This is a genomic window from Butyrivibrio proteoclasticus B316, assembly GCF_000145035.1.
GTDB classification, from domain to species: Bacteria; Bacillota; Clostridia; order Lachnospirales; family Lachnospiraceae; genus Butyrivibrio; species Butyrivibrio proteoclasticus.
The window spans coordinates 2,156,409-2,169,517 of the sequence record NC_014387.1 but is presented as its reverse complement, the minus strand read 5'-3'; the positions used below and the strand labels follow the sequence as shown (position 1 = coordinate 2,169,517).

Annotated in this window: 10 protein-coding genes; 8 read left to right on the top strand and 2 right to left on the bottom strand. The window is 39.7% G+C overall.

Annotation, left to right across the window (positions count from 1 at the left end; translation table 11 throughout):
• The first annotated feature begins 30 nt into the window (after positions 1-30).
• Positions 31-2,094 (top strand): oxidoreductase, encoded by a 2,064-nt coding sequence (locus BPR_RS08940; RefSeq protein WP_013281153.1) that lies wholly within the window; start codon positions 31-33, stop codon positions 2,092-2,094.
• 637 nt (positions 2,095-2,731) lie between these two features.
• Here BPR_RS08940 and BPR_RS08935 read toward each other — a convergent pair.
• The gene (locus BPR_RS08935) at positions 2,732-3,499 is read right to left on the bottom strand and encodes a hypothetical protein (RefSeq protein WP_013281152.1); all 768 of its coding nucleotides are present in this window, start codon (positions 3,497-3,499) and stop codon (positions 2,732-2,734) included.
• 305 nt (positions 3,500-3,804) lie between these two features.
• On the opposite strand from BPR_RS08935, the gene BPR_RS08930 reads away from it, so the two are divergent.
• Positions 3,805-4,053, top strand: a complete 249-nt coding sequence (locus tag BPR_RS08930) for a hypothetical protein (RefSeq protein WP_013281151.1) — start codon at positions 3,805-3,807, stop codon at positions 4,051-4,053.
• Positions 4,054-4,229: 176 nt separating this feature from the next.
• Positions 4,230-4,454 (top strand): hypothetical protein, encoded by a 225-nt coding sequence (locus tag BPR_RS08925; protein ID WP_013281150.1) that lies wholly within the window; start codon positions 4,230-4,232, stop codon positions 4,452-4,454.
• Positions 4,455-4,934: 480 nt separating this feature from the next.
• Here the strand turns inward: BPR_RS08925 and BPR_RS08920 are convergent, their stop codons facing one another.
• Positions 4,935-5,849 (bottom strand): PilZ domain-containing protein, encoded by a 915-nt coding sequence (locus BPR_RS08920; protein WP_013281149.1) that lies wholly within the window; start codon positions 5,847-5,849, stop codon positions 4,935-4,937.
• A gap of 91 nt (positions 5,850-5,940) precedes the next feature.
• Between BPR_RS08920 and BPR_RS08915 the strand changes: the two genes are divergently transcribed.
• From BPR_RS08915 to BPR_RS08895, 5 genes are all read left to right on the top strand, one after another.
• On the top strand, positions 5,941-6,633 hold the full coding sequence (locus BPR_RS08915) for a YggS family pyridoxal phosphate-dependent enzyme (RefSeq protein WP_013281148.1): 693 nt from the start codon (positions 5,941-5,943) through the stop codon (positions 6,631-6,633).
• 44 nt (positions 6,634-6,677) lie between these two features.
• Positions 6,678-8,405 carry an EAL domain-containing protein gene (locus BPR_RS08910; protein ID WP_013281147.1) on the top strand — a complete coding sequence of 576 codons (1,728 nt, stop codon included), beginning with the start codon at positions 6,678-6,680 and terminating at the stop codon, positions 8,403-8,405.
• Positions 8,406-8,440: 35 nt separating this feature from the next.
• Complete coding sequence (locus tag BPR_RS08905) at positions 8,441-8,713, top strand: hypothetical protein (protein ID WP_026661959.1); 273 nt, start codon at positions 8,441-8,443, stop codon at positions 8,711-8,713.
• A gap of 123 nt (positions 8,714-8,836) precedes the next feature.
• Positions 8,837-9,988 (top strand): GGDEF domain-containing protein, encoded by a 1,152-nt coding sequence (locus BPR_RS08900; RefSeq protein WP_167531159.1) that lies wholly within the window; start codon positions 8,837-8,839, stop codon positions 9,986-9,988.
• A 400-nt stretch (positions 9,989-10,388) separates the two neighbouring features.
• Positions 10,389-13,109 carry a right-handed parallel beta-helix repeat-containing protein gene (locus tag BPR_RS08895; protein WP_013281144.1) on the top strand — a complete coding sequence of 907 codons (2,721 nt, stop codon included), beginning with the start codon at positions 10,389-10,391 and terminating at the stop codon, positions 13,107-13,109.

Sequence of the window (13,109 nt, the reverse complement as noted above, 5' to 3'; positions counted from 1 at the left end):
GAGAAACATAGACAAAAAGGGGGAATAGAATTGAAGCAGGAATATGAAGCACTGTTTACGCCCTGGAAGATCAGGAATCTTGAGATCAAGAACAGAATAGTCCTGGCGCCTATGGGTGGAACATGTATTTTCGGCTGGATGGAGCCGGGAGGAAGTCATTTTGATAAAGAGGCTGCAAGACTTCTTCTCAAGATTGCCAAGCATGACTGCGGCCTTGTTATTCCGGGAATTGCTCCGGTAAAAGATATGCTGGGCGGCAAATGGTTATATCAGAACCCGGGAAAGTTTAAGCAGTTGGCAGGATTTATGGATCAGGTTCATGAGACAGGCGCCAAGATGTTTGTACAGTTAACCGCAGGATTTGGCAGGTCTTTTGCCCTGACCGATCCACTTGCTATGCTCATCAGGAACAAGGCCTTAGGGACAGTTGCCAAGCCTTATATTGACCCTGAATATCTTACGGCTGCACCTTCAGTTCTTCCTAACAGATGGGCTGATGATATCATGACAAGACCCCTTACAGTTGACGAGATTCATCAGATTGTGTATGCATTTGGTGAGACTGCCAGACTGTGCAAGGAGGCAGGAGTAGATGGTATAGAGGTTCACGCTGTTCATGAAGGGTATCTTCTTGACCAGTTTACTCTTGGTTATACTAATCACAGAACTGATGAATATGGCGGCTCTTTTGAAAACAGATACCGTTTTGCGGTAGAAATAGTTAAGGAAATCAAGAAAAAGTGCGGAGATGATTTCCCTGTTTCGCTGCGTTATTCGGTTCGCTCGATGACAAAGGCATTCCAGTATGGTGCAATGCCGGGTGAGAAATTTGATGAAATTGGAAGAGACATGGAAGAGTCAGAAAAGGCTGCCAAGTATCTTCAGGATGCCGGTTATGATATGCTCAACTGTGACAATGGCACTTATGATGCCTGGTACTGGGCACATCCACCACAGTATATGCCTCAGAACTGCAATCTTGAGGATGTTACACATATCAAGAAATTCGTAGATATCCCTGTTGTTTGCGCAGGTAAGATGGAACCAAAGGCCGGAGCCAAGGCTATTGAAGCCGGTGATATCGATGCTATGGCAGTTGGACGACAGTTCCTTGCAGATCCTAAGTGGGTTGCCAAGCTTGAGAGAGGCAGAGAGGATGATATCCGTCCATGCATCTGTTGCCATACGGCTTGCTTTAATCTGACCAAGCATGGTAACAGCGCTAATGATCAGGACCTCTCCGAATCAGCAGGAATGTGCAAGTGCGCAGTTAATCCTCGTAGCATGCAGAGTAAGAAATATCGTGTAATACCTGCCAAGGAACCCAAGAAGATTGCTATCATTGGCGGTGGTATAGGCGGAATGGAAGCAGCAAGAATTCTTGCTCTTCGCGGACATGACCCTGTGATCTATGAGAAGAGTAGCGAACTTGGCGGAGTATTTATTGCAGCTGCAGCTCCGGAATTCAAGGAGAAGGATAAAGCCCTTATTGAGTGGCAGAAGAGACAGCTCAAAAAACTTGGTGTCGAGATTCACATGAATACAGAGGTTAGAGCAGATTCTCTTCCCCAGGCAGATGAGTACATCATTGCTACAGGAGCAGAGGCAAATCGCATTCCTATACCCGGGGCAGCTGACTATGCGATGGATGCCACAGATTATCTGCTTGGCAAAAAAGAAGTTGGCAAAGATGTTGTTATTATCGGCGGTGGCCTTACGGGATGTGAAATTGCTCTTGATCTTTTCAGAAAGGGCAAAAATCCTCAGATAGTTGAGATGAAGGATGATCTTATTGCTGTCAAGAATATGTGCCTTGCCAATACAAGTTACCTTCGTGACTGCTTTAAGACAAACAAGGTTCCTGTTTATCTCAAGGCTTCTGTTAAAGAGATTAAGGATAACAGCGTAGAAATCATTACAGGTGATGGAAGAAATAAGACTCTTCCTGCAGATAGTGTTATCATGTCAGTCGGATATCATGCAACACCTCTAATTCAGCCAGCCAAGAATGTACACCTTCTCGGTGATTGCAAGAAGGTTGGAAATGTCAGAAGTGCAGTATGGGGCGCCTGGGATATTGCTATGAATATTTGATGTGGTATTTGTATGGTCATAAGCTGACACAATACGATTATCGAATTTCCGAGGAAATTTGGTGTCCTATAATATTAGAAACTTCGTGGTGGAAAGCTGCGAAGTTTCTTTTTTGTTGCACAAGACCGGCAAGCGAATGGATGCTTGCATACTAATTCATTTGCCGGACGTAAGGACATGGAGCACAAAGTGCGGAATGTCTGTGTGCAGAATCAAGTAGGAATCAGGCTACTACTACTCGATTGCACAAGACCGGCAAGCGTGTTGAATAGTAGTTCAATTAAATCGAATTAGAAAATAATAACATGGCAAAGATAATGATATTTTTGTTATTATGGATGATTTAAAAATAATAACAAGTCATCAAAAAGAGGCTGTCTAGTATTACTAAATTATGCTCATTGGCAATCTAAAATCCTTAAAAATAATACCTTAAACTTGATAAATATGGCTCTTGGTATTACTTTTTATCAAGAATTCTATTTAAACCGTAATAACAAAGCCCCTCTTTTATTATTGTTGGTATTAAATCGCAGAATCTTTACTGCAATATTCAGGCACTTTTGTAGTTCAGAGCGACATTCTCGCGCCGAGCTCGATTGCATTTATGCAACATATTTCCTCTGTGCCATAAATATTATTCCTCGATATAATGCTCGATCATTTTGCTAACTTCTTCGATACTCAGAGGCGTATTCTTTGTTTCCCAGGTAATAATCAGATTTTTCCCTGGTATATACCCATTTTCTATATATTTTTTCAATTTCCATACAACATTTTTCTGAAAATACTCGGGATCATCAACCTTTCCAAAGTGTTCCCAAATTATAATCTCTCCACTGCCGACTTTCTTTACTGTAAAATCGGGATGGATAATATAGTCTCCCAAATCAAGTCCACATTCATATCGATATGGAATGCCCCTATCATACAGAGCATTGGCAATTAGTGCCTCAGATTTGGATCTTACAATATCTCCCTTTGGTGCTTGTATTATAAGTGCTTCAGGATGAGATGTACTCTTGTCATATGGCTCATATTCCCAACTATCATATGCAAAAAGTTCTCTGTAAATTGAATCCTTAGTCAAAAGTTGTTTGTAATCTGTCTTCTTTCGTACACTCAAGTAACGTCTAATACTTTTCAATTCATTTTCCAAATCAAGTAGTTTATTCTTGATATACGTTTTTCTCGCCAGATGTCTGGCTAGTCCAATATTATCTTTTCCCAGATAGTGTCTGGAATAACTACCATCCGCATTTTTCTTCTGATGATAGTACCGGTTCTTCCCATTAATATTACAGATTACCAACGTTCCCTGTGGGCATTTTGATAGTTCTTTTCTTAAATTACTAATCTCTTTTTCTGTAGATTGACATAAAAAGTTAATATCATTTAATTTCATTAGATTTCCTTATCTTTCTAAAAGAGGCCCCCGCCTTGACAAAGAAATCATACAATATTCTGCTATGTATGTGGAATTTTCGGAAGATTATCCAACGAAAAAACACAAGTATTTAAAAGTGTAACATAAAAAATTCAAATTACAACCCCAAATATGCTTTTATGCTTGTGTCAGTATACTAGCATAACTCAGCAATCTAAGTTATAATTTCCCTTTGTATAGGATACCAAATTTCTTCAGAAATACGGTATTCTAAAGAGTATTGAATTCCCTCAAAAAAACGAGAATCGTATTGGAGACAAAGTATGAAAGAAGTATATATGATTTTAAAAGGTGACATTGAGCCTAGTAGTGCTGATGCAGAAGAAAATGTTGGTGTAGTCTCAGTAGTTTATGTTTCATCCGACGAAAATATAACAAAAGACAGGTTAAAAGAGCTCCAGGCTCAGAATCCTGGAGTTTTCTTCATGGAGTATGCTACTCCATTAGATACAGATCTGACCACGCTCTCACACTATCCATCTATAGAAATATCCAGAAAAGACCTGGAATAATATGATATAACCATGATTATTTTGCTCAGGTCGTCATAACATAATAGAATCTATATGATTTAGGCGAAGGAGAAATTGTCTGATTTAGGCTAAAGAGACATTGTCTGATTTAATCAAAAATGAAGAAACATTTTTGATTAAGGCAAGAATAGAAGAATAATTATGAGGAAGGTCAATTGGAACAGCAAAAACTCTTTTACAATGTATGCAATGATCTGTGGTCATTTGCCAAGACACTGAATAAAAGCAAAAACGAGATGACAGACGAGGATTGGACTGCAGCTGTTGAGCTTCTCGAAAAGACTGCCCAAAAGTATAAAACCCTTGGTAATAATGAGTATGATCTTGCCTATTCATCCATGATGGGAATCCTTGATTATATTGAGAAAGGTGAAAGATAGTTTATATATTTGCATTTTATTGATTTATGTTCTTTTTACAGCTATCATTTTCGCCCCAAATAATACCAGTATAACCAGAAATATTAGTTTGTTATTATGAAATTAATCAGTTGCTAGTGTTTTTATAATACCATGGAACTGGAAAATAGGGACTATGGTATTATAAATTGACCATTTTTATTGAGATTTTTGATTTATTATAAAAACAAAATGGAGATATTGTTATTGTTGGTATGATTTACTTTTAAAGCGTAATACCATAATTGAGAAAAAAAGAATGTTGGTATTACAAATAATTAAAATGTAGATGCAATGGCAGAAGAACCAGTAATTATCTAATAAAGAATATAACTGGCAAGAACAATGGCAGAAGAACCAGTAATTATCTAATAAAGAATGCAACTGGCAAGAACAATGGCAGAAGAACCAGTAATGATCTGATAAAGACAACAACTAATCAGGCACAATAACATATCCCCTTTATACATCCTTCAAATCGAGCAGATTTTCTATGGCCTTGGCCTGTTCTGCCATGCGGGCTTCCTTGCGCTGTTCACGCAGAGTCTTGGGCTCGCGGCTGATGTGCTCGAGGTTGGCAGGATCAAGAGGGTTAGAACTCTTGATGCGCTCTTTGGAATTCTTCTCAGGAATGATCTGCTTGGCAAGGTCTTCCTCGACTTCAACAATCTGCTGCTGTTTGGAAATATCCGGATTGAGGTTGGTAGGAACAATATCCTCTCTGATAGGGGTGGCAATGACTCCTGAATCCTCGATATTACCATATTTCTCGCTTTTCTTGGTGCTGAGAAGACCGATCAGATCAACATTCATATTGGAAATACTGCATCCGATAGCAGGTCTGTTGGATACAGAGAAAAGTCTTACTATGGTAGCTGCTACTTCATATTGATGGAGAAGCTCACCATATCTGAAAGTAACATCAATATGATCGCCAACCTTAACTTTGGAAGCGTTGTCGATAATAAGCGACATTCCTCTCATGGAAATGTCATGGACTATGCAGTTCTTGATGGTTGCTGAATTGCCATTTATTCTAAATACGCCAAGCTTTTCCAGATAAAAACGCTCTGATTTGCGTTCATTCTCAGGCTCAAGCTCTGAATCACAGCGAATCAGGTGGAAGTTACCATATCTTGTTTTGACCGGGGTGATAGAAGTGGACATAAACTTATAGATTCGGCCATCTCGTTTATTCTTGATCTGAATCTGCGATGGCTCCAAAAATTGCATATATTTGCCAAAGTATTCCATTGGCTTGACAAGGAGACCGGATTTTACTCCAAAAATAGCCTCTGTCATCAGGACAACATTGTGCTGATTGATTGAAGCATGTATTTTAATTTCGGATCCGCCTGCGATATCGTTGATATTCATCGTTCCCCCTGCTAAATGTCAACATGTCATCTATAAATATGATATAATGGCGTTGTCGTTTTAGCAAGAAAACATGAGGAGAAAAGTGTTTATGATAAAAGAAAATCTGGAAATGGTTGAGGCTAACATTCAGAGTGCCTGCAAAAGGGCTGGGAGAGATAGAAGCGAAGTTACACTTATAGCAGTCAGTAAGACCAAGCCTGTCAGTGACATAAGAGAAGCAATGGCTTGTGGAATTAAGGTATTTGGTGAGAATAAGGTTCAGGAAATAAGGGATAAAACTGCTGAAATAACTGAGCCTTTATCATGGCATATGATAGGGCACTTACAGGCTAATAAGGTCAAGTATCTTCCGGGTGTAGCCTGTATGATCCACTCTGTAGACAATGTTAAACTTGCAGATGAAATTGAGAAACAGGCCGCTAAACATGACATAGTAATGGATGTCTTGGTTGAAGTAAATATGGCTCATGAGGATACTAAATTTGGAATATCTCCTGATGAGGCGGCAGATTTCGTCAAAGAGATAAGTGTCAACAAACATATAAATATTCGGGGACTCATGACGATTGCTCCTTACACAGAAAATCCGGAGAGTAACAGAGTATACTTCAAGGGCCTTCGCGAGCTTAAGGACAAGATAAATGCGATGAACATTTCCGGTGTTCATATGGATACACTTTCTATGGGTATGACTGGTGATTATGAAGTTGCTATAGAAGAGGGCGCAACCTTTGTAAGAGTGGGCACTGGGATCTTTGGGGAACGAAATTATTCTAAATAATAAATGTGAAATATTAAATAAACATAAACGAATTTACACTAATTATGCCGAATAGTATAATCAAGATATACTATTTGGCTATTTTTATTTATAGGGCAACTGGCATTCTGGTTTTGGTGAGGATAATGGAAGATATTACTCTTTTAGGCAAGGTTTTTGATGTTCTTGCTAATGCAAATAAGGGACACTATGTCTACATAACTGATCTTAGGACCGGATTATCCAAGTGGTCTGAGGAATGTGTGAAAGAGTTTGGTTTACCGCCGGAATATGTATCTAATGCCGGAGAAATATGGGGAGAACATGTTCATCCTGTTGACAAGGCCAGATATGAGCAGTCAATGCAGGATATTTTCAACGAACGTACTGATTCCCATGATTTAGTTTATAGAGCCCGCAATCAATATGGCGAGTATGTAACTGTTTCTTGTAAGGGCAGGGTAATATATGATGATGACGGCAATAGAATTCTTTTTGTCGGTACCATGATCAATCATGGAATAGCAAGTGATTATGACAATGTGACAAATCTATACACCAAGGAGAGGCTGCTTGAAACCCTTGCTGATTATAGGGAAGACAAACAGAGATATAACATTCTTTTTGTAGGATTTTATAACTTTATAGATATCAATAATGTGTACGGTTATGAGTTTGGCAACAAAGTTCTTAAGACTTTTGCCGAGAAACTTCTGGAATATATAGATGATTCTGAAGTCTTTTCTGCCGGAGGAACGAAATTTGCTGTTGTTTCTACGGATCTTAAGCTACGTGAACTTGAGAATATATACAATGAACTGGTGGAATATGCCAGGTCTTCGATTGAGGTTGAAGGCGCACATGTTGGAATCATGCTCGGCGCATCGTGTACTGAAGTTACGAACTTTGCAGTAGATGAGCATACTGTCTTTTCCAACGGAATCAGGGGACTTGATGAATCCATGTATGAGAAGCATGGAGAACTCTATGCATTTAGTAACAGCAGCATGGACAAGAGTCATGAAAGACTTGTTATAGTAAATGCCCTGAGAAATAGTATCATTGATAATTGCGATGGTTTTTCAATTGTCTTTCAGCCTGTTGTAGATGCGGAAAAAGAGACCTTAAGAGGAGCAGAAGCTCTTGTCAGATGGAAAAAAGATCCCTTTGGCAACGTATCTCCGGCTGATTTTATAGCCTGGCTTGAAGATGATCCTCTTTTTTATGATCTGGGGTTATGGATTGCCAGACAAGCTATGAAACAGTGGAAAGAAAACGTTCTCCCCAAAAGACCGGAACTAAAGCTAAGTATAAATATTTCATACACGCAGCTGGAAAGAGCTAATTTTAGAAAAGATATACTAAGTCTTGTCAGAGAACTCGATTTTCCAACTAAGAATCTTAAACTTGAGTTGACAGAAAGATGCACAATTCTCGATAAAGGTTTTCTTAGAAATGAGATCATTTACCTTAAATCTCAGGGAATAGATACATTTCTGGATGATTTTGGAACCGGCTTTTCTGCGCTTGAATTAATACTTCTCCTTCCTGTAGCGGCAATCAAGATAGACAGAACTTTTGTTAATGGAATAGAAGAGGATGAGCGCAAGCAGGCAGTGGCAGAAGCAATCATTACCTGCGCCAGAAATATGGGACTTCACGTAACTGTAGAAGGAATAGAAGATGAAGTTTCCAGAGACATACTTAGAAAAAACGGACCTACTTCTTTTCAGGGTTTTTATTATTCAAGAGCAATAACAATTGATGATTATGTCAAGCTTCCCATTTTTTGAGAACGTGGTCGGGTAAAAGATAGGAATGGATAAATATGATTAAGACGTTACCATTATCTAAGAATTACACATTGGATCAACTTAATCATCTGATAGATACCGGGCATGTATTTGTGACTCCCTTTGGACTTAACAGGACATGTTACATTGTAGTTAATCATAAGCCTTTTATGGTAATAGCTACAGACATATCCATCAGAGGGGTGCAGTTAAGCGGAGCATGGTATACGTGGGAAGATGTAGAAGCGATGGGCGGGGTATATGAATCAGAATTTGAAGCGCTATCAGCAATTGCAAATGGAGCATAAAACGAAGGGCAGGGACTCTTCGTTTTTTATTTATAAAGAATATATAAAGAAAGTATAAACATTGTCACAACAAAAAAAAATCGTGCTAAAATGATTTCTGCATTGCACTTTGGAGGAAACACCTTGGAATACGTCTCTTATTACGTTATGGCCCAGATAGCATGCATTTGTTTGATGGGCATCATACTTTTTAAAATACATAGAAACGTCAACAAGCAGTTATCACAGATATACTTGGGAAATCTTGTTTTCGTGCTCATGTTATACTTTGGAGCCGAGATTTTCTGGGCAATAGTTGATGGAGGAATTGTTACATCGACCAAGCCCTTATTGTATCTGTCTAACATTTTTACTTATGTACTGCTTAGTATTGCTGCATTTCAGTGGTATCTGTTATCGGAAGCCATACAGAAGAATAAAGCAATAGAGAATAATACGATCAAGCTGCTACTGAGTATTCCGGTATGGCTATCAACAATCTTGTGCGTTACTGCATATAGAACCGGGCTTGTTTATTACGTAGATGAAAATGGAGCTCTGGTAGGCGGTAAGCTGTATGTCATACTTATCATTGTTCCTTTTGGATATATGATTGCAGCTTCAGTTAAGGCTTTTGCCAGAGCCTTCAATAAGGACAAATATGCTGAGCGCAATATCTATTTTATGATAGGATTCTTCCCAATCGCGCCGATTGTTCTTGGAGTTGCGCAGGCAATGTATTGGAGAGCACCGTTTTTGTGCTATGGCGCTGTTGCGGCAGCTTTTTATATTTACACTTCAATTCAGGATACTTTGATTTCCCTTGACCCTCTTACTCAGGTCAACAACAGAAATCAGATGTACAAGTACCTCACACAGAAGATGAAGAGTCCTGATCCGGGGCTTTCACTATTTCTTTTGATCATTGATGTAGATAAGTTTAAGAGTATCAACGATACCTATGGGCATGTAGAAGGCGATAATGCTCTGGTTCTCATAGCAGATGCTATTAAGGGTGCCTGTCAGGGACCTAGGAATAGATTTTTTGTATCAAGATATGGCGGCGATGAATTTGTAGTTATAGCCGAAATGGGATATAGGGCTGAAGCAACCTGGCTTGCAGAACAGATCAGAAGTAATGTCAGGAAGATAGGACTTGAGCATAATCTTCCTTACGCGCTTGCGGTGAGCGTGGGAATAGCTCAGTATGATTATTCAGAACCTGTACCGATCCAGTCATTTGTTGCAAGGGCTGATTCAGATCTTTATAAGCAGAAAAAGCTTAATGCAGGCTGAACATAAGATTAAAAACATAAGGCCGGAACCTGATTTTTAGGGTTCACGGCCTTCATTTATATGTTTATCTAAAAGAGCTTACCAAGTCCGCTTACAATAAGACCTGCAAGTATAAAGCCTGCGATAATAGCAAGTGCGTATATGTATTTCATTCTCCCCATAGTAAAATCTCCCAACCTGTGATCATTTATTCGTTACTTCTTATTTGCTTACAGTTCGTTTCTGTTACATTCATTCTTATATTTACTACATTATACGCCATTTATTATAAAAGCAAGATGTCAAACATGGTATAATTAAGGTGAGTACTATTTGAATTGGATATCAAACATGCGAATACTGATTGTACATTTAATGTGTGTCAATTATAAACTCAGGTCGAAGCATGGAGGGGGTATTTATGCAGATATATGTAGCAGGTAATGTACTTAGAAGTGGGGATGGCACTGTAAACCATCCATTTAAGACTATTTCAGAAGCTGCGCAGCTGGCTAAGGCAGGCGATACAGTGTTTGTTGGGCCGGGAATCTACAGAGAGTGGGTAAGACCCGTTAATTCCGGATGTGAAGATAAGAGGATCACCTATATCTCTACGTCCAGGTCTGAAGCAGTTATAACAGGTGCAGAAGAGCTTAAGGGCTGGGAGCAGTTTGAAAATCTTTGGCGCATCAGAATTCATAACAGTTTCTTTGGAAGCTACAACCCATACATAGATACAGTGCATGGAGACTGGTTTTCATCTATGGACAATGCTCCACATACAGGTGATATCTATTTAAATGGCAAATCCATGTACGAGGTTTTTGATCTGGGGGCATGTATGCATCCTACAACCGATAAGAGGTCATGGGATCCGGATTTTACTGAGTATGTATGGTATACGGCGCAGGAAAACGATGAGACAGTAATCTATGCCAATTTCCAGGGCAAGAATCCTAATATTGAATCAGTAGAGTTATCTGTCAGGAAGGCCTGTTTTTGCCCTGAATATGATAACGTGAATTATATTACAGTGTCAGGCTTTGGCATCAGGTGTGCTGCGACTCAATGGGCACCTCCAACAGCAGTTCAGGAAGGAATGATAAGTCCTCGCTGGTCCAAGGGATGGATCATTGAAGATTGTGATATTGCTGAATCCAAGTGCTGTGGCATTTCTCTTGGCAAGTATTATCAGAAAGGCAATAATAATAAGTGGACTACGACATGGGTAAAAGATGGAACGCAGACCCAGAGGGACGCTGTCTGCCAGGCGGTTAATGACGGTTGGGATAAAGAGACAGTTGGCTCTCATATAGTCAGACGCTGCGATATCCATGACTGTGGACAAGCCGGAATTGTTGGAAATCTCGGAGGCGCATTCTGCGTCATAGAGGACAACCATATTCATCATATTAACAACAAGCATAACCTTGCCGGGGCTGAGATAGGTGGAATTAAGCTCCATGCAGCCATAGATACCATTATCAGACGTAATCACATTGACCACTGCACAAGAGGTATATGGCTTGACTGGGAAGCTCAGGGTACAAGAGTGTCTCAGAATTTCCTGCATGATAATGTTCCGCCTCAGGGAACTATTATTGATTCGGGCTTATCGCTTGGAGAGGATATCTTTATCGAGGTGTCTCACGGACCGACAATAGTAGATCATAACCTGCTATTGTCTGATATTGCCTGCAGACTCAGTACACAGGGAATAGCCTTTGTTCATAATCTGATATCAGGCTCTTTTACCTATGTAGGAAGCGGAACAGATAACGGTGGTAAAAGATTTGCATCTGATAGGTTTACACCTTATCATGTGCCTCATTCTACGAGTATTGCCGGCTTCATGACAATTCTTCATGGAGATGCAAGATTTTATAACAATATCTTCCTTCAGAAGAAGGTAAGACAGGACCTTTTGGAATACTGTGTTTCCAGGGAAGCAGATACTATGGATAAGAACAACTTTATCTGCGGCACATGTCCTTATAATGCGTTCCCTACTGCAGCAGAGTATTTCTCCGGCTTTTATAAGGGTGCTGTCAAAGATAAAGGCTCCAAGGACCATTATTATGACCACCTTCCGGTATATCTTGCAGGTAATGCCTATTTTAACGGTGCAAGGCCTTGTGACACAGAAAAATGTCACGTGGACAAAGATCATAAGATCAGTTTTTATATCGATGAAGAGGATGGAAGATACACACTTCACACGAACCTTTATGAATATCTGCCGAGAAACATCACGTTCCCGATCAATTCGGAAGTATTGGGGGTGGCCTTTGAGCCTGAGGCAAGATTTGAAAATCCTGATGGTTCTGAGATTGTATTTGACAGGGACTATTTTGGCAGAAAAAGAGGAATTAAGCCTGTAGCAGGGCCGTTTGAGGAGTGTAGAACTGACAGATTTACTGTCCAGACTCCGGGCTTTGGTTCTTATCTGATAAGGCATCAGGAGAAGGCAAGAATCTCTGAGAAAAAAGATGAGTCCGGCGAAATACTAGAAGAAGTAAAAGAAAAGAAAACTACTATCTATGTTGAGCCTACCGATGAAGCTCCTAATCTGGAAGAAATACAGGAACCAAACTTCACGATAGATGAGGATGAGTTTGAACAGGAAAACAAAGTAAGTGAGATCAACTCTAATGTGCTCTTAACAGGATGTGATGCATGTGGGATCAAGTTCCCGTTTGAGGGAGGTCTTTTCCAGGTAAGTGACATGTTTGTTAAGGGCAATGAAGTCTGGCTCTATGATAACACCAATGAGAAACTTGTAGAGCTTGACCTTGAGTATGGTATTTATCATAATTTGAAGAGGTGGTCTGTTGGGGCATTACAGTCATTGGATGTTGCTGAAGACCCCAATATTGAAGGGCTTGTAAGAACAGCAGGAACGCTGTTATGCATTCTTTCAAAGAGTATGACTCATGATGCCGCTGATACCTGCGACACTATTCAGAGTAAGGTTAATAGCGGTATTGAACCCAAGGGTATCAAAATGAGATTTACTCCCAAATATCTTAAATTTATCAGGAACAAGAAATTCATTACTCTCGAGGATGTTATTTACAGAATGAGCAGAGGGTCGATGGATGTTGTGACTGAGCGACTAGAAAATGTTAAAAAGGAATCATGA